Raw genomic sequence first — 16,536 nt, forward strand, 5'->3', positions numbered from 1 at the left:
TATTTTGTTATGCTTTTTTCTTTTCATCATTCGTTTTTTCGGTAGCTAAGTGACTATGCTTTCTAGAGTAGAAGAAATAGAAGCATAAGCCGACTATAAGCCAAACGGCAAAGCTAATCCATGTTGTTTTAGACAAATTGATCATTAAATATAAGCAGCAAAGAATCGCGACAACTGGTAATACAGGTACGAAAGGTGTACGGAATCCACGTTTTAAATCAGGATGTGTTTTTCGTAAAATAAGTACAGCGCAGCAAACGAATGTAAAGGCTGTTAACGTACCGATGTTTACTAAATTCGCTAGCAAATGTAAATCTAAAAGTCCTGCTAATAAAGCAGCAACAACGCCAGTAATCCACGTATTTAATAAAGGGATTTTTACTCTTTTATTTACACGTGCTAGCGCTTTTGGAAGTAGACCGTCACGGCTCATTGCATACGAAACGCGAACTTGTCCATACATAACGACTAAGAGAACGGTTGTCATTCCAGTCATCGCTCCAACAGCGAGTAGTCCTGCAATTGTGTCCTCACCAACGAAATGCAATGCAAATGCAACTGGATCAGAAACGTCTAATTGCGTATAAGGAACCATACCTGTTAAAACGAAAGATACAATCATATATAAAACAGTACAAATAAGAAGAGAACCGATAATACCAATTGGTAAGTCACGCTGCGGTTTTTTCGTTTCTTCTGCAGCGGTTGCGATTGCATCAAATCCTAAGAAGGCGAAGAACACAGTGGCAGCCCCAGTAATAATACCGTCGTATCCGAATGGGATGAACGGTGTCCAATTTTCAGGTTTTACATATTTTGCACCTGCTACGATAAAGGCAATGATAACAGCTAGTTTAATAAGAACCATAATATTATTAATGCGTGCACTTTCACGTATACCAAAACTTAAAAGGCCAGTAATAAGAAGTAAAATGCAGACAGCTGGTAAATCGATGAGACCACCTTTTCCTACGCCGGGGGCCGAGGCGATTATGGCGGGCAGGTGTATATTGAACCCTTGTAGTAATGATTGCAAATAACCAGACCAACCGACAGCTACTGCTGCAACGGCAAGTAAATATTCGAGCATTAAACACCATCCGACGATGAAGGCGACGACTTCTCCGACTGTCATGTATGCGTAAGTATACACACTTCCTGAGACAGGAATAGAAGAAGCAAATTCAGCATAACAAAAGGCTACACAAGCACAAGTAAATGCAGCAATAAGAAATGATAGCATAATACCAGGACCAGAATGTTTTGCTGCAACAATACCTGTTAATACAAAGATCCCTGTCCCAATTACGGCGCCGATCCCTAAAAACGTTAAATCGAGTGCAGTTAATGTTCTATCTAGCTGCTTTGGTGATTCAGTACTAAGCGCTTTTTTTCGTAATAATGACTTCACTTTGGACTCTCCCCCCGTTTTTTCATTTCCATAACTGCGACTATAGTATGAGCCCATTAAAAAAGAGTAAGTAAGTGGAGGTGCAGTTATGGTATGTAGTTTTTTAAAATTGCTGGATTAATCTTAATATAATTCAGAATATTTTGTCAAATAAAAATATGACAAATAAAATGCGGATCAATAGGGGAAACTACTTGCAGAAATGGACGGGGGTTAACGACCCACTGATTAAAGTTAAAGTAGGAGCAGATGCTATGTTATTTTATTTTGAACTTGTCGTCATTTTACTTTGTACGAAATTAGCTGGTGACATTAGTGTGAGACTGGGTCAGCCTTCTGTACTTGGTAAGTTAATTGTTGGTATTATTATCGGTCCGGCTGTACTCGGTATTATTAATAGTTCTGAACTAATTGATGAACTGAGTGAGATTGGTGTTTTGTTACTTATGTTTATGGCGGGACTTGAAACAGATTTAGAAGAGTTAAATCGGAATTTGAAATCGTCATTTGCAGTAGCGGCTGGTGGAATTATTTTTCCTTTCATCGGTGGTTATGTAACAGGATTGCTGTTTGGATTAATGCAGTCCCATGCCATTTTTTTAGGATTATTACTTTGCGCAACATCGGTTAGTATTACGGTGCAGACGCTACGTGATTTAGGGAAAATGAATACGAGAGAAAGTACAACAATTTTAGGTGCTGCCGTATTTGATGATGTCATTGTCGTTATTTTATTGGCATTTGTAATGAGTTTTTTAGGAACACAAGATGTGAATATAACACTTGTCATTGCAAAGAAAATTATTTTCTTTGTAAGTATTGTTTTTATTGCTTGGAAAGTCGTTCCTTGGATTATGAAAATGCTTGTACCGCTTCGTGTAACAGAAGCGTTAATTAGCGCGGCTCTTATCATTTGCTTTTCTTTTTCTTATTACAGTGAAATGATGGGAATTGCAGGTATTATTGGAGCATTTGCAGCAGGAATTGCTATTTCTCAAACAGAGTATAAGCATGAAGTGGAACATAAAATTGAACCGATTGCTTATGCAATATTTGTTCCAGTATTCTTCGTAAGTATCGGAATGGAAATTACATTTCAAGGTATTGGAAGCCAGCTTTGGTTCATTATTATTATGACCCTCATTGCAATTTTCACAAAGTTAATTGGATCAGGTTTAGGAGCGAGATTGACAGGTTTTAATCTCCAATCTTCTATTAGTATTGGCACGGGGATGGTATCACGTGGTGAAGTAGCACTTATCATCGCAGCAAATGGACTTACGGCGAATTTATTAGCGAAAGAAAATTTCACAGCGATTGTTATTGTTGTTATATTGACGACGATTATTACACCGCCACTTTTGAAGAAATATTTTGTATAGAGAGGAAGGGCTTATCTGATGTAGGTAAGCTCTTTTTTTATTCCCAAAAGCAATGATCATATAGTATGAAGGGTTTGTAATTATGGTAAAATCTATGTATGTGATATGACAAGGAGAGGGAAGTGTGAAGATTACGAAGGAGAAGGTTATCGGTGTAATCGTACTTATTGCAGTATGTATACCATTTACTGCATGGAAAGAATCAAAAGTGAAAGATTTTCCGGTTTCTATTTTTTCGTAAGAAGCAGATGGTGAGTACGGTCAGAAGCTGAAATATACTGCTTTTTTACCTGATGTTGCTATTTGGATGAACGGTTGGGAAAAGAAGTGGACAGAAGGGGAAAGAACTGTTTATCAAAAAGGGAATCGCATTGTAAATGTGTTTCATCCTCCTGGCGATGATGGTTATTACCTTCTTGAAGCAAGAGAAAATAAGTGAACGCAACCGTAAGAAGTGGAGGTTAAATAGTGAAAGCTTCAACATTACTATTTAAAATTGAAAGTAATATGGATCAATTTTCACCAGCTGAGAAGAAGGTTGCCATGTACATAATGGAGAATGCAGAAATTGTACCGAATTTAACGACGAAAGAAGTGTCAACGAATGCAGGCGCAAGTGAAGCGAGTGTCGTTCGCTTTTGTAAATCGATTGGAATCGGAAGTTTTAAAGCATTTAAGATAGCACTCGTTCGTGAATTAACGATTGCTGATTATAATATTAACGATTTTTCAGTGATGAATACAGAAGATGGACCGTATGATTTATTTAATAAAGTTACTTATGTGAATAAAGCTGCAATTGAGGCGAGTGTTACTGCAATAGATAAGAGGGAACTTGAGAAAGCTGCAGATCTTATTGTAAATGCGAATAAAATTATATTTTACGGAGTAGGCGGATCAGCTACGCCAGCAATGGACGGGGCTTATAAATTTACGCGGCTTGGATTTACAGCGATGATGCTATCTGATTTTCATATGATGTTGCCACTTGTGACGAATTTAAAAGAAGGCGATATATTTGTTGCGATTTCAACATCTGGTCGAACGAAAGATGTGCTTGAAATGGCGCAGTATGCAAAGAGACAAGGTGCAACTGTTATTGGAATTACGAAATTAGATCAATCATCACCCCTATATAAAGAAGCGGATATTCGCCTTTGTATGCCAGATGTAGAACAAGATCATCGTATTGCGAGTATTGCTTCGAGAATGACACAATTGAATATGATCGATGCTTTATATGTGATTACTTTCAATCGAATTGGTAATAAAGTATTGGATCAATTTATGGAGACGCGAGAAGAAGCGTTGCGGTTACGGAAGTTAAAGTAGAAGAAAAGATGAGGAGACTCATCTTTTTTATTATCTTTGACACAAATATGTCATTCTGTGAAATTTTATTTCATAAAATAAGAAAGAGTTATTGATTTTTAGTTTCTTAAAGTTATAATAAAAGTGTGAAATATAATTTCAAAGAGGGTGGCAATATGTTAGAAAATTTATCGACAGAACATCGTAATGAGAAAACAATGAATCTGGATGAAATGAGCATAAAAGAAGTGTTACACAGTATGAATGAAGAAGATCGAACTGTTGCGTTAGCAGTTGAAAAAGAGATAGAACAAATTGAAAAGGTTGTACAGACTGTTATTCAATCTTTTGAAGAAGAGGGACGCTTAATTTACATTGGTGCTGGTACGAGTGGTCGTTTAGGTATTCTAGATGCAGTGGAATGTCCGCCGACATTTGGCACGGATGATAAAATGGTGCAAGGATTTATAGCAGGTGGATTGAAAGCGTTTACTAAAGCGGTGGAAGGTGCCGAAGATCGCGAAGAGTTAGCAGAAGAAGATTTAAAAAGTATTGGATTAAATGAGAAAGATACAGTGATTGGAATTGCTGCAAGTGGCAGAACTCCTTACGTAATTGGCGGCTTGAAATACGCACAGAGCGTAGGAGCGAGTACAGCGAGTATTTCTTGTAATAAAAATGCTGAAATAAGTAAATATGCAAAGTTAAATGTGGAAGTAGAGACAGGTGCAGAAATATTAACAGGATCAACGCGTTTAAAAGCTGGTACAGCACAAAAATTAGTGCTGAATATGATTTCAACAGCTTCGATGATTGGTGTAGGAAAAGTATATAAAAACTTAATGGTAGATGTTCAATCCACAAATGAAAAGTTAGTAGAACGGTCAAAACGAATTATTGTGGAAGCAACAGGCGCTAGTTATGAAGTAGCGGCAGAGTATTATGAAAAGGCAGAACGTAACGTAAAAGCTGCCATTGTTATGGTGTTGTTGCGGTGTGAGTATGGGGAAGCACTGGAGAAACTAAAATACGCAAAAGGGTTTGTGAAGAAAGCACTATAAAGTAATAGGGAGGGGGATTCTATTATGAAGAAAGAAGAGAGAATGGCCAAGGAAATTTCGGAGCAACTTGGGGGAATAAAAAATATTCGTAGTATTGCTCATTGTATGACGAGACTACGTTTAACGCTTCATGATGAAAGTAAAGTAAATATGGACCTTTTGAAAAAAGTTGAAGGCGTTATGGGTGTTATAGAAGATGAGACGCTTCAAGTTGTCGTTGGTCCAGGAACAGTAAATAAAGTAGCAGCTGAAATGGAAGGTTTGACAGGACTACGAATTGGTGAGGTAGCAGATCATCACCTTGAAGATATTGGGCAAGAGATGAAATCAGAGATTAAGAAGAAAAATAATACACCGGTGAAAAACTTTTTACGAAAAATAGGAAGTATTTTCATCCCATTAATTCCGGGGCTTGTTGCGTCAGGAATTATAAACGGGGTTGCTAACTTTGCGAAAAATGCTGGTGCTGATCCAAATGCAACGTGGTTACAAATGTTACTACTCATTGGCGGCGGTATCTTTACATTCTTAGGAATTTTAGTCGGCTGGAATACAGCGAAAGAATTTGGCGGGACATCGGTTCTTGGGGCAATTGCTGGTATTTTAATTTTCAATCCGGCGATGGCAAACGTAAAATTGTTTGGTGAAGCATTAGTGCCCGGACGGGGCGGATTGTTTGCAGTTATTTTTGCAGCATGGCTTATGGTTGTAGTGGAAAGACAAGTTCGAAAAGCAGTGCCAAATGCAGTTGATATAATCGTGACACCACTCATTACTGTATTAGTTGTAAGTATCGTAACGATGTTAGCCATTCAGCCATTAGCAGGTTTCTTATCAGATGGTATTACGAGCGGAATTAATGCTATTTTAAATATTGGCGGAGCATTTGCTGGCGCAGTACTTGCGGGAACATTTTTACCTCTCGTTATGGTCGGATTGCATCACGGTTTAACACCAATTCATATGGAATTTATTAATCAAACACACGTAACACCTTTATTACCAGTGCTCGCAATGGCTGGTGCTGGCCAAGTGGGCGCAGCAATTGCGATTTATGTGAAAACAAAAAACAAACGACTTCGTAACGTAATTAAAGGTGGATTGCCAGTTGGCTTTTTAGGAATTGGTGAGCCGTTATTATACGGGGTGACATTACCACTTGGGAAACCGTTTATTACTGCTTGTTTAGGAGCGGCTGTCGGTGGTGCATTCCAAGCAGTTATGCAAACAGCTTCTCTTGGAATTGGCGTATCAGGGCTATCTTTAATTCCGTTAATTGCTGACAATAAATATTTACTCTATTTCTTAGGTTTAGTAATTGCATATGCTTTCGGATTTATCTTTACGTACTTCTTCGGATTTAAAGAAGAAATGGCAGAAAACATATAGAGAAAGGGATTCCTTTCTCTTTTTCTATTAATAGAAAGGGAGATTTATATGATCGGAGTTTCCATTTATCTTTCAAAAGAACGAGTAGAGAAACAAGAAGAGTGGCTAAAAGTAGCGAAGGAAAATGGGTTTACATCTATTTTTACATCACTGCACATTCCAGAAGATGATCCAAATATGTATAAAGAGTTAATTCAAATATTAGGGAAACAAGCTCTTGCACATGAAATGGAGTTAATGGTTGATGTTTCTCCAAAATCGTTACATCATTTAGGGCTAACATATGAAAATGTGGAAGAACTATTGGACTGGGGCATTACCGGTTTAAGAATGGATTACGGCATTGCGCCAAAAGAAATTGCAAGCGTATCTCATAAGATGAAAGTAGCTTTAAATGCGAGTACGATTACAAAGCCATTTTGGAAAGAATTATTTGCAGAACATATAAGAGTAGAAAATGTAGAAGCGTGGCATAATTTTTATCCACGTCCAGAGACAGGACTAGCAAAGTCCTTCTTACAAAAACAAAATCAATATTTACAGAAGTGCGGAATAAAGACGATGGCATTTATTCCAGGAGATGCGGAAAAACGTGGTCCGTTATATGAAGGGTTACCAACGTTAGAAAAACATCGCAATATGCGGCTGCTTGAAGCGTACTTAGAACTTGTTCAAGATTGTGGTGTTGATAAAGTATTGATTGGAGATATAAGCGCAAGTTTGGAAAGTATGCAAGAATTAGCTAGTGCGAGTAGAGGGATTATTCCATTGCGTTACAAATCATTTATAACTGATAAAGAAGTATTAAAAGTGGTGGAGCAAGTGCATACAAATAGACTAGATCCGGCTCGTGATGTTATTCGATCTGTAGAATCAAGGGAAGGAAATAGAGTGGTTTTACAGCCGATGCATACAATTGTAAGAAAGAAAGGCAGCATTACAATTGATAATGAATTGTACGGTAGATATGCAGGGGAGATGCAAGTTGCTACACATGATTTACCTGTAGATGAGAAAGTGAATGTTGTTGGAATAGTTGTGGAAGAGGACGTTTCTTTACTGCCTTATATTGGCGCTGGAAAAATGTTTCAACTTTTTCTATGCGATAGAATAAAAGCTTGAATTAGCGCTATTTTGTAGGAAAACATTATCCGTAAAACGGATAATGTTTTTTGTTTTCTTTAAAAAAGTATTTGACGAATGAAATAAAATACCGTATTGTTTTGACTTGTAAATAAAAGTTCACCATAACAAAACAAAAAGGAGAGTTCAAAATGAATCAATATATTGGGAATTTAATTATTCGTATCGTGTTAGGAGTTACGTTCTTTGCACACGGTTTAGCAAAGTTTCAATCAGGTATCGATAACGTAGCAGGATGGTTTACAAGCATCGGTTTACCAGGTGGTCTTGCATACGGCGTAGCAACAGTTGAATTAGTTGGTGGTATATTATTAATTATCGGTTTAGGTGTACGATATGTAGGATTGTTATTCGCTCTTATTTTAGCTGGAGCTATCGTAAAGGTAAATGGAGCAGCAGGTTTATTAGGAGATGGAAAGAATCCAGGATATGAATTAGATCTTGCATTATTATCAATGGGTGCGTATTTATTCGTAGTAAAAGCAGAAGGATATGTAGATCGTTTCTTAAAAGAAAAAGTAATGAAAACGAAGTAAATTTTATTTATAAATGTTGACTTGAAGAAGTATTGTAACTATAATGATTACAACAAATAAATTAAGAGTAAAACAATTTAAATATTTTTTTACACAAGATGTAACTATATAGGTTACATCTTGTGTAAAAATAAATAAACGGGAGGAAGTAATATGCCTAAATCAAATTTAGAAATTATTCAAAGCACGTATGAAGGATCAGCTTCTTCGAATGCAAAGCATTTAGCAGAAGCCTTCTCTGAAAAAGTGGAATGGACAGAGGCAGAAGGTTTCCCATATGGCGGAACATATAAAGGCGTAGAAGCTATAATGGAAAATGTATTTAGCCGTTTAGGATCAGAATGGGATGATTATAAAGCAAGTGTAAATACATATCATGAAGTAAACGGAAAAGATGTAATTATTGCTGAAGGTATGTATTCTGGAGTTTATAAAGAAACCGGAAAATCATTTGAAGCAGAATTTGTTCATGTATGGCAACTTGAGAACGGAAAAATCGTGAAGTTTAAGCAATATGTAGATAGTCATATTGTTAGGGAAGCGATGAAGAGATAATGCTTTTTAAATGGATCGTAGGTATATGCATTACAATTATAGTAATTTTCTCGTCTATAGTTGGCGGAAAGAAATTGCTTGCATATGTGGAAAAAGAAAATAAAAATATTCAAATCGAGCGAGCGGCAAACGAAAAAGAGAAAAAAGCTGCAGAAGAAGCCCCGCAAATTAGTGAAGGTGAAATTATTTCTACTATGCATAAAATGGTGCACCAAAAGGTAAAATCCTCTGAAAAATGGGGATTTGTAGAGATGACAAAAAAGGAAATTTCTAATGTAAAAAGGGATATTGAAAATAGTACAGGTTTTCAATATAAAATGAAGTTATTTTCTATTATAAATAGATGGGAAAAAGGAGATTTTTCTCAAACTGTTGAGGAGCATAACTTTTTATGGAGCCTTCAAGGTGGAGATACTGGTAAGGCGACGGAACGTTTATTGCCAGAAGAGGAAAAGCAGTATATAAAAGAAATGAAGAGTAAATAAAAACATCGCCAACCCAGATGACGATGTTTTTTCATTAAGAATGTTTTCGCATTAAAGCTCTAGTTGGCTGAACAGCGACAGTTTTGAAATGAGAAAATAAATAACATCCTGTTACAACGACAATTGTTCCTAAAATTTGTATCCACGTTAATTCTTCTCCGAGGAATATGAATGCTAAAATGGCTGTGAAAATTGGATTGAAGTTTAGAAAAATACCTGATGTAGTTGCACCTAATTTTTGTACACCAATATTCCAAAATACCATACAAAGAACTGTCGAAATAAGCCCGGTATATAAAAGTGATGTGATGAAAGAAGTATTTATATTTGAAACAGTGAAGCTACCTATGTTAAACGGTAGTAATAAAATAACGCCGAAAATACCAGAGTACAACGTTGCCATAAGTGGTGTAGTTGTTTTTGTTGCCCATTTACTACAAACAGAATAGATTCCCCAAATACAAACTGCTGCAATCATCCATAAATCGCCACTATTAAAATATAGTGAAAATAAAAGCGAGAAATCCCCTTTTAATAGGACGAGGATAACCCCGAAGAATGAAAGAATCATGGATAGGATTTGGAGTGTATTTACTTTTTCTTTTAGAAATAATACTGAAAATAATGCGATTGAAATTGCATTCAATGTAGAGATAAGACCTACATTCGTAGCGGATGTTTTTTCTAATGCTAAAAATTGAAAGATGTTAAAAAGAGCGACCCCTGAAATTCCCATCAATATTAAAGGAAGTATTGCGGTACGTGGTGGAAGGATTTTCTTTTCTTTAAACCATACCATTGGTAATAAACAAACAATCGCAATCATCCATCTTAAATTTGTCAGTGTCATCGGCGATGCATGATCGACGAGTGATTTTCCAACGACAAAATTTCCTCCCCATAATAAGCTCGTTAGTAATAGTAAAAAGACGTAAAAATAAGGCATGCTAAAATCCCCTTTTTTGTAATCAATACGAATTGTAAATAATTTTAGCATTTTTCTTTATTGTGTAATATATTCTTTTGTATAATGGTTAAAACTCGATAAAATATTTAGTTATGAATGATATTTACGGAATGATATTCAGTTTTGTGTAAGGTATAAGGTGTTTTTTCGAATAATCATCGGTAAGAAAAAAAGGGGGAATTGTAATGGAGTCGTCTGTTATTAAAGTGTTGGATGATTTGGATGTACAAATTTTAGATATATTGCAGAAGGAGTCACAAGTAAGTAATGCAGAGCTGGCACGTCGCGTTAATTTATCACCGGCTGCGATGCATGCAAGAATAAAAAGATTGGATGGGGAAGGTTTCATCGATAAGCAAGTTGCGATTTTAAATCAAGAAAAGCTTGGATTTGATTTATTATGTTTTATTTTTATGAGTACAAATATTCATCAATTTGACAAGCTGGAAGTGTTGGAGAAAGAATTAGAATCGATGCCGGAAGTGTTAGAATGTCACTGTTTAACAGGAGAGTACGATTATTTATTAAAGGTTGCAAATCGTGATCGTAAAGAACTGGAGCAGTTTATTAGAAAGTTGAATAAGCTTGGTATTACAAGGATACAGACAAGTTTAGCACTTCGTGAAATTAAATATTCGACGGTATTGCCGATACGAAATGAGGAACCGAGCATCGATTAGATTGCTTGGTTTTTTGTTTGTATAAACTGATTGACGAGGAGAAAAGAGAGATGTATTATTATATAAAATTATGAATTAAAATTCATTTAAAGTTATAAATATTAATATTGAAGGGCAAGGGGATGTAATATGAAAATCTGTAATGCGGTGACGAGTGATGTGAAAGAAATTTATAGTCTTATTGAGGTTTATGCAAAAGAGGGAGTTGTTTTACCACGTTCTCTTTTGTCTCTTTATCAATATTTGCAATGTTTATATGTTATGAAAGAAGACGAGAGAATTGTTGGAGTTGCTGGATTGCATGTATTAGGAGAAGATCTTGCAGAAATACGATCGTTAGTAGTTTCGCATACATATGCAGGGAAAGGGATAGGGCGTATGCTCGTAAATCATGTAATGGAGGAAGCTACGAAAATAAATGTAAGAAGAGTAATTTCCTTAACATATGAAACAGTATTTTTTCAAAAGTGTGGATTTGATTTTATAAATAAAGAAGCGTTGCCAGAGAAAGTATGGATTGATTGTAGATATTGTCCAAAGGTGGATTATTGTGATGAAGTGGCGATGGTGCGGTATGTTGGATGAAAATTTTATAGAGAAAAAGCTCCCACTATTATTTACATATATAGTGGGAACATATATTTCCATAAGAAATGGACAGGTTATTAAGAATTTGAATTCTTTTGTCTCACGGCAAAATTATAAAGTGGATCTTTAAGTTCATAGTTATATGTTAAGCCGTCGACAATTCCTACAACTTTATCATTATCATAAAGATCGAGCATAAATTGTGCCATTTGTTTTGCAGTGTGGAATTTTGGTACAACATTATCGTATTGGAATTCATCAATATCAAATGAACGTTTCGCAAATTCTGTTTCAGTTGCAGCAGGAGCTAAAACTTTTGCTTGCAGTTTTGCGCCTTGTTCTTTCAGTTCGTGAGACAGCCCTTCTGTAAATGCACTTACATAGAATTTCGTAGCGCAATACGTAACAGCATCAGCAACAATTGTGTATCCGCCGCCCGATGAAACGTTAATAAGCTGTGTTCCATCAACCATTGAATAATCTCGAACGAAAAGAGAAGAGAGTATTGTTAGTGCTTCTATATTTACATGTAACATCGTTTCGATTTTATTTAAATTTTGTTCAGCAATTGAGGCGAAATTACCAAAACCTGCGTTGTTAATCCATGTTTCAATTTGAAAAGCTTGTAGGCTTTCATAAAGTTTATAAACATCTTCAGTAACAGATAAATCAGTTCTTCGAATGACAACATCCAACTCCGGATGCATTTCGTTAATTTTCAATTTTAATCCGTTTAATTCTTCTTGTCTTCGAGCTACAAGTACTAAATTTTTTCCGCGAGATGCAAATGCTAAAGCTGCTTCATAACCAATTCCGGAACTTGCGCCAGTAATAACCGTGTATTTCATATAAAATCCCCCTAAATTCAAATTCATTTATGGTTAGATTGTATTTGTTAGAGTATACTCTAAGTCAAATGTTTTTTATAAATTTGATACGGTTATAAAATATAAGAGAGTAAGCATGTGAAGGGAGTTTTAGTATGTACACAATTAGCGAGGTAGCAAAATTATTAGGCGTGAGCACACATACACTACGTTATTATGAAAAGGAAAATATATTAATTGCAAATCGTGATACAAATGGAAATCGACTTTACGAAGAGTCACATATAAAGTGGTTGCAGTTTGTAATGAAATTAAAACAAACGCAAATGCCAATAGCGAAAATAAGAGAATACGCTAGATTATATACAGAAGGGGAGCATACAACAGAAGCTCGTTTACAGCTCCTAGAAGATCATAGGAAATCTATTCAGATTCAAAGAGAAAACTTAGAAGTTACAGAGAAGATGCTTGAGAATAAAATTAGTGCATACAAAAACTCATTGGAAAATAAATAGATGGTTGTTATGTGATGAAAAATGGATTTGATCTATGAGTATTTCATCATAGTGTACGGACAAATAAAAAAGAGCAGCTAGCAAAAGCTAACTGCTCCATTCAAGGGATCTCTCCAAGGGGGAGTGGAGAAAATATTATGTTACTAGCAGTATTAACAGATTATTGAGAAATATACAAATCGGATGAAAGAAATTTTAAATAAACTTTCGGCATTGACAGTTTTTAAAATGTTCATGTACAATATATATGAATGACATTCAGTCATTTTTATGTGACAGGATGCAGTTAGCTTAGAAGTGGAACAAATACAATGGTAAATGAGGATGATAGTTGTTTTTATATAGTATTGATGAAAGAGTATATTTTTTTAAAACAAAATGACTGATAGTCAGTCATAAGAGGTGAGAGGTATGAAAAATAGAGCTTGGTTATATGTCATATTAACATGTATCTTTGAAATTTTTTGGGTGTTTGGTTTTAATACGGCTAATACTTGGTGGCATTGGATTATTATTTTAGGAGTTATTGCTATTGATTTTCACTTCCTTTCTAAAGCGTGTGAACATCTTGCAACAGGGACTGTATATGCTGTTTTCGCCGGAGCTGGTACGGTAGGTACTTTCTTAATGGATGTATTTCTTTTCGGTGGAAGTTTCAGCGCAGGCAAACTATTCTTCATTCTTATGGTAGTAGCCGGCGTTATCGGTTTAAAGCTAGCTGATAATAAAGAAGAAACTGTGGAAGGAGCTGCTTAAAAATGGGTTGGTTTTTCGTATTTTGTGCTGCAATTAGTGAAATAGTCGGTGTGATAGGACTTAAAATGTATAGTAAAGATAAGACATTGGCCAATGGTGCGATTTATATAGGCGGGTTTGCTACATCCTTCGCATTTTTGTATACTTCCTTCTTATTTTTACAAGTAAGTGTCGCGTATGCGGTTTGGATTGGTATCGGAACAGCAGGTGCAGTTTTGTTAAACATGTTCTTGTTTGGTGAGTCGAAAAGTAAAGCGCGTATCATTAGTGTGTTTCTTATTGTATGTGGAGTGACAGGATTAAAGGCACTTTCTTAAAGATATATTGTATTTTTATCTCCTAATTGTTTATTAGGAGATTTTATTATAAAAAAATGATTTCCTCTTAGAGTTCACTATCATTGACAGTACAATCGATTATCTTATAAAATGAGTGACAGTCATTCAATATGCGTGTGAAAGGGTTTAGATGATGAATAAAAAAGAGAAAATTGTCTATGCAGCTATTGAAGTGTTTCAGGAAAAGGGCGTCGAAAAAACGAAGATTTCTGATATCGTGAAATTAGCTGGCATTGCGCAAGGAACTTTCTATTTATATTTTCCTTCTAAGCTATCTGTTATGCCTGCAATAGCAGAAGTGATGGTTGAAAAGATGATACTTGCAGTGAAAGAGAAAGTACAAAAAGATGTACCTTTTTCAAATAAAGTGGCACAAGTAATCGATGCGGTGTTTCAATTTATAGAGGAATACCGTGAAATACAAGCTTTAATGTATGCGGGTCTTGCATCTACAGAACATATAAAAGAGTGGGAAGCTGTGTATGAGCCTCTTTATATGTGGTTAAGCGAATTTTTAAGTGAGGCGAAAGAAGCTGGTGAAATTCGTGATTCGGTTCACGCAGAACGAACAGCGAAGTTATTTATCGCTCTTGTTGAATCAGCAGCGGAACAAGTTTATTTATATGATCATAAAGATGATGATCAAGTCGAGCTACAAAAGGCAGAAGTACTAGATTTTTTAACACATGCACTACATATAAAGAAGTAGTAAGATGAACCTGTCTGAAAAGGTAGGTTCATTTTTGAGGAAAACTGAATGATAGTCATTCACCTAATGCTTATGTATGTGTGGAAGGATAGAGTGAAATTCTAATGAGTGGAGGCATCCTCACTCATTACTAGCCCGCAAAGAGCAGGATAAAGAAAAAGCTTCTTGGGCATTATTTTTTGAGAGGAACTTACGGGAAGAGGTGTTAAAAAGTGAAGAAACCGATAAAAGAACAAAAGATGGTATTGGTCATTCTTTTGAGTAATATATTTATCGCTTTTCTAGGGATTGGATTAATCATTCCGGTTATGCCGTCCTTTATGAATGATATGCATTTAACAGGGAAGACGATGGGCTATCTCGTTGCAGTGTTTGCAATGGCACAGCTCATTACTTCACCTATTACAGGCCGGTGGGTTGATCTTTACGGTAGGAAGAAAATGATAATCATTGGATTATTTATTTTTGGTGTTTCAGAGCTTCTTTTTGGATTAGGAAAAGATGTATGGATGCTTTATGTAGCAAGGGTATTAGGCGGAATTAGTGCTGCTTTTATTATGCCTGGTGTTACGGCATATGTTGCGGATATTACATCTATTCAGGAACGTCCAAAGGCGATGGGATACTTATCTGCGGCTATTAGTACTGGATTCATTATAGGGCCTGGAATCGGCGGATTTATTGCAGAATACGGTATACGTGTGCCGTTTTTCGTTGCAGCAGTAATTGCTTTTATAGCATGTGTGATTTCGATTTTTATTTTAAAAGAACCGTTAACGAAAGAAGAACTTGCAGAGATTTCTTCTAATACGAAAGAATCAAGTTTTATTGGTGATTTAAAGAAGTCATTACATCCAATGTATGCAATTGCATTTATTATCGTATTTGTACTCGCATTCGGATTATCAGCGTATGAAACTGTGTTTAGCTTATTCTCAGATCATAAATTTGGTTTCTCGCCGAAAGATATTGCAGCAATTATTACAATCAGTTCAATCTTTGGGGTAGTTGTGCAAGTATTTATGTTTGGCAAATTGGTAGACATGTTCGGTGAGAAAGTATTAATCCAAATATGTTTAATTGTAGGGGCAGTATTAGCATTCGTCTCAACTGTAGTCTTTAATTATTGGATTGTACTTCTCGTTACTTGCTTCATTTTCTTAGCATTTGATTTACTTCGTCCAGCTTTAACGACGTTTTTATCAAAAGCAGCTGGAAAAGAGCAAGGATTCGTTGCTGGGATGAACTCGACTTATACGAGTTTAGGAAATATAGCAGGACCAGCGATGGGCGGAATATTATTTGATATGAACATTCATTATCCATATGCATTTTCAGGCGTTGTTTTAATAGTTGGTCTCGCTATTACATTTATGTGGAGAGAGAAACAGTTGGCTGAAAGTTTTGCTAAGTAATAAAACCCCTTACGACGGTAAGGGGTTTTTGTTTTATCCTGATTAAAGTTTCATTTTATAAACTTAATCCAAACCGTTTTAATTCAATAAAAATCCCCTCTAATTGCTTTCCTTTATCCGTTAATGTGTACTCTACACGAGGCGGAACTTCTGGATATACTTTTCTCGTTATAATGCCTTGAGACTCTAATTCTTTTAGTCGAAGCGATAATGTTTTTGGACTAATACCATCCATTGATTTTTGTAAATCACTAAAGCGTAATGTTCCTTCGATAAGAAGATCACGAATGATTAAAAACGTCCATTTTGTACTAATTACATCAAGCGTTTTAGCGATAGGACAAGGTATGCCAGGTAAACCTTTCGTTAATTCAATTGGATCTATATTGTTCATGGAACTAGCCTCCATAAAATTTTTTTGGATGAATTTGCTTTATAGTATCACAAAACTATACTTTTGGTAACTAT

The 16,536-nt window shown here is 35.7% G+C and carries 19 protein-coding genes and 1 pseudogene; 16 read left to right on the forward strand and 4 right to left on the reverse strand.

Going from position 1 to position 16,536, the window contains the following annotated elements:
- Positions 1-7: 7 nt before the first annotated feature.
- Entirely contained in the window at positions 8-1,468 is a 1,461-nt protein-coding gene (locus ACS2FK_RS05170; RefSeq protein ID WP_153592908.1) for an amino acid permease, read from the reverse strand.
- A 101-nt stretch (positions 1,469-1,569) separates the two neighbouring features.
- Between ACS2FK_RS05170 and ACS2FK_RS05175 the strand changes: the two genes are divergently transcribed.
- The 9 genes and pseudogenes from ACS2FK_RS05175 (at position 1,570) to ACS2FK_RS05215 (ending at position 9,273) form a co-directional block, all read left to right on the forward strand.
- Positions 1,570-2,793 (forward strand): cation:proton antiporter, encoded by a 1,224-nt coding sequence (locus ACS2FK_RS05175; RefSeq protein ID WP_063546527.1) that lies wholly within the window; start codon positions 1,570-1,572, stop codon positions 2,791-2,793.
- A gap of 124 nt (positions 2,794-2,917) precedes the next feature.
- Positions 2,918-3,232: pseudogene (locus ACS2FK_RS05180) on the forward strand (outer surface protein).
- A 29-nt stretch (positions 3,233-3,261) separates the two neighbouring features.
- A complete protein-coding gene (locus ACS2FK_RS05185; protein WP_000648170.1) occupies positions 3,262-4,125 on the forward strand; it encodes a MurR/RpiR family transcriptional regulator in 864 nt (287 codons plus the stop codon).
- A gap of 155 nt (positions 4,126-4,280) precedes the next feature.
- Entirely contained in the window at positions 4,281-5,165 is an 885-nt protein-coding gene (gene murQ / locus ACS2FK_RS05190; RefSeq protein ID WP_063546529.1) for an N-acetylmuramic acid 6-phosphate etherase, read from the forward strand.
- A 24-nt stretch (positions 5,166-5,189) separates the two neighbouring features.
- Positions 5,190-6,554, forward strand: coding sequence for a PTS transporter subunit EIIC (locus tag ACS2FK_RS05195; RefSeq protein WP_063546531.1), 1,365 nt, complete (start codon positions 5,190-5,192; stop codon positions 6,552-6,554).
- 48 nt (positions 6,555-6,602) lie between these two features.
- Complete coding sequence (locus ACS2FK_RS05200; RefSeq protein ID WP_063546533.1) at positions 6,603-7,676, forward strand: DUF871 domain-containing protein; 1,074 nt, start codon at positions 6,603-6,605, stop codon at positions 7,674-7,676.
- A gap of 152 nt (positions 7,677-7,828) precedes the next feature.
- Complete coding sequence (locus tag ACS2FK_RS05205) at positions 7,829-8,233, forward strand: DoxX family protein (protein WP_001077751.1); 405 nt, start codon at positions 7,829-7,831, stop codon at positions 8,231-8,233.
- Between the two features lie 153 nt (positions 8,234-8,386).
- Positions 8,387-8,788: a nuclear transport factor 2 family protein gene (locus tag ACS2FK_RS05210; RefSeq protein ID WP_063546535.1), complete on the forward strand. Its 402-nt coding sequence runs from the start codon at positions 8,387-8,389 to the stop codon at positions 8,786-8,788.
- The gene (locus ACS2FK_RS05215; RefSeq protein ID WP_063546537.1) at positions 8,788-9,273 is read left to right on the forward strand and encodes a PRK06770 family protein; all 486 of its coding nucleotides are present in this window, start codon (positions 8,788-8,790) and stop codon (positions 9,271-9,273) included. Before ACS2FK_RS05210 ends, ACS2FK_RS05215 begins: the two co-directional genes overlap by 1 nt.
- Before the next feature lie 34 nt (positions 9,274-9,307).
- Here the strand turns inward: ACS2FK_RS05215 and ACS2FK_RS05220 are convergent, their stop codons facing one another.
- Positions 9,308-10,219, reverse strand: a complete 912-nt coding sequence (locus ACS2FK_RS05220; protein ID WP_063546539.1) for a DMT family transporter — start codon at positions 10,217-10,219, stop codon at positions 9,308-9,310.
- Between the two features lie 206 nt (positions 10,220-10,425).
- On the opposite strand from ACS2FK_RS05220, the gene ACS2FK_RS05225 reads away from it, so the two are divergent.
- On the forward strand, positions 10,426-10,920 hold the full coding sequence (locus tag ACS2FK_RS05225) for an Lrp/AsnC family transcriptional regulator (protein WP_000446097.1): 495 nt from the start codon (positions 10,426-10,428) through the stop codon (positions 10,918-10,920).
- Between the two features lie 129 nt (positions 10,921-11,049).
- On the forward strand, positions 11,050-11,505 hold the full coding sequence (locus ACS2FK_RS05230; RefSeq protein ID WP_063546541.1) for an N-acetyltransferase: 456 nt from the start codon (positions 11,050-11,052) through the stop codon (positions 11,503-11,505).
- 80 nt (positions 11,506-11,585) lie between these two features.
- On the opposite strand, the gene ACS2FK_RS05235 is transcribed toward ACS2FK_RS05230, so the two are convergent.
- A complete protein-coding gene (locus ACS2FK_RS05235) occupies positions 11,586-12,356 on the reverse strand; it encodes an SDR family NAD(P)-dependent oxidoreductase (protein WP_000878082.1) in 771 nt (256 codons plus the stop codon).
- 134 nt (positions 12,357-12,490) lie between these two features.
- Here ACS2FK_RS05235 and ACS2FK_RS05240 point away from each other — a divergent pair, with 134 nt between their 5' ends.
- The 5 genes from ACS2FK_RS05240 (at position 12,491) to ACS2FK_RS05260 (ending at position 16,068) form a co-directional block, all read left to right on the forward strand.
- The gene (locus ACS2FK_RS05240) at positions 12,491-12,850 is read left to right on the forward strand and encodes a MerR family transcriptional regulator (protein WP_000288069.1); all 360 of its coding nucleotides are present in this window, start codon (positions 12,491-12,493) and stop codon (positions 12,848-12,850) included.
- A 411-nt stretch (positions 12,851-13,261) separates the two neighbouring features.
- Positions 13,262-13,606 carry a DMT family transporter gene (locus ACS2FK_RS05245; RefSeq protein WP_017656912.1) on the forward strand — a complete coding sequence of 115 codons (345 nt, stop codon included), beginning with the start codon at positions 13,262-13,264 and terminating at the stop codon, positions 13,604-13,606.
- Positions 13,607-13,608: 2 nt separating this feature from the next.
- The gene (locus ACS2FK_RS05250) at positions 13,609-13,923 is read left to right on the forward strand and encodes a DMT family transporter (RefSeq protein WP_000539671.1); all 315 of its coding nucleotides are present in this window, start codon (positions 13,609-13,611) and stop codon (positions 13,921-13,923) included.
- Positions 13,924-14,074: 151 nt separating this feature from the next.
- On the forward strand, positions 14,075-14,653 hold the full coding sequence (locus tag ACS2FK_RS05255) for a TetR family transcriptional regulator (RefSeq protein ID WP_043924626.1): 579 nt from the start codon (positions 14,075-14,077) through the stop codon (positions 14,651-14,653).
- A gap of 212 nt (positions 14,654-14,865) precedes the next feature.
- Positions 14,866-16,068, forward strand: a complete 1,203-nt coding sequence (locus tag ACS2FK_RS05260) for an MFS transporter (RefSeq protein ID WP_000742955.1) — start codon at positions 14,866-14,868, stop codon at positions 16,066-16,068.
- A gap of 55 nt (positions 16,069-16,123) precedes the next feature.
- Here the strand turns inward: ACS2FK_RS05260 and ACS2FK_RS05265 are convergent, their stop codons facing one another.
- The gene (locus ACS2FK_RS05265) at positions 16,124-16,462 is read right to left on the reverse strand and encodes a winged helix-turn-helix transcriptional regulator (protein WP_023521247.1); all 339 of its coding nucleotides are present in this window, start codon (positions 16,460-16,462) and stop codon (positions 16,124-16,126) included.
- Positions 16,463-16,536: the final 74 nt, after the last annotated feature.

Origin of the sequence: Bacillus cereus group sp. BceL220 (genome assembly GCF_051776965.1) — a bacterium.
GTDB classification, from domain to species: domain Bacteria; phylum Bacillota; class Bacilli; order Bacillales; family Bacillaceae_G; genus Bacillus_A; species Bacillus_A cereus.

What these genes read in the sequence shown, in the direction of transcription:
- murQ (WP_063546529.1), top strand. Translation starts at nt 4,281, where the DNA reads ATGTTAGAAAATTTATCGACAGAACATCGTAATGAGAAAACAATGAAT.
- ACS2FK_RS05205 (WP_001077751.1), top strand. Translation starts at nt 7,829, where the DNA reads ATGAATCAATATATTGGGAATTTAATTATTCGTATCGTGTTAGGAGTT.
- ACS2FK_RS05235 (WP_000878082.1), bottom strand. Translation starts at nt 12,356, where the DNA reads ATGAAATACACGGTTATTACTGGCGCAAGTTCCGGAATTGGTTATGAA.
- ACS2FK_RS05255 (WP_043924626.1), top strand. Translation starts at nt 14,075, where the DNA reads ATGATGAATAAAAAAGAGAAAATTGTCTATGCAGCTATTGAAGTGTTT.
- ACS2FK_RS05170 (WP_153592908.1), bottom strand. Translation starts at nt 1,468, where the DNA reads ATGGGCTCATACTATAGTCGCAGTTATGGAAATGAAAAAACGGGGGGA.
- ACS2FK_RS05195 (WP_063546531.1), top strand. Translation starts at nt 5,190, where the DNA reads ATGAAGAAAGAAGAGAGAATGGCCAAGGAAATTTCGGAGCAACTTGGG.
- ACS2FK_RS05200 (WP_063546533.1), top strand. Translation starts at nt 6,603, where the DNA reads ATGATCGGAGTTTCCATTTATCTTTCAAAAGAACGAGTAGAGAAACAA.
- ACS2FK_RS05220 (WP_063546539.1), bottom strand. Translation starts at nt 10,219, where the DNA reads ATGCCTTATTTTTACGTCTTTTTACTATTACTAACGAGCTTATTATGG.
- ACS2FK_RS05230 (WP_063546541.1), top strand. Translation starts at nt 11,050, where the DNA reads ATGAAAATCTGTAATGCGGTGACGAGTGATGTGAAAGAAATTTATAGT.
- ACS2FK_RS05240 (WP_000288069.1), top strand. Translation starts at nt 12,491, where the DNA reads ATGTACACAATTAGCGAGGTAGCAAAATTATTAGGCGTGAGCACACAT.
- ACS2FK_RS05210 (WP_063546535.1), top strand. Translation starts at nt 8,387, where the DNA reads ATGCCTAAATCAAATTTAGAAATTATTCAAAGCACGTATGAAGGATCA.
- ACS2FK_RS05225 (WP_000446097.1), top strand. Translation starts at nt 10,426, where the DNA reads ATGGAGTCGTCTGTTATTAAAGTGTTGGATGATTTGGATGTACAAATT.
- ACS2FK_RS05215 (WP_063546537.1), top strand. Translation starts at nt 8,788, where the DNA reads ATGCTTTTTAAATGGATCGTAGGTATATGCATTACAATTATAGTAATT.
- ACS2FK_RS05265 (WP_023521247.1), bottom strand. Translation starts at nt 16,462, where the DNA reads ATGAACAATATAGATCCAATTGAATTAACGAAAGGTTTACCTGGCATA.
- ACS2FK_RS05245 (WP_017656912.1), top strand. Translation starts at nt 13,262, where the DNA reads ATGAAAAATAGAGCTTGGTTATATGTCATATTAACATGTATCTTTGAA.
- ACS2FK_RS05250 (WP_000539671.1), top strand. Translation starts at nt 13,609, where the DNA reads ATGGGTTGGTTTTTCGTATTTTGTGCTGCAATTAGTGAAATAGTCGGT.
- ACS2FK_RS05175 (WP_063546527.1), top strand. Translation starts at nt 1,570, where the DNA reads ATGACAAATAAAATGCGGATCAATAGGGGAAACTACTTGCAGAAATGG.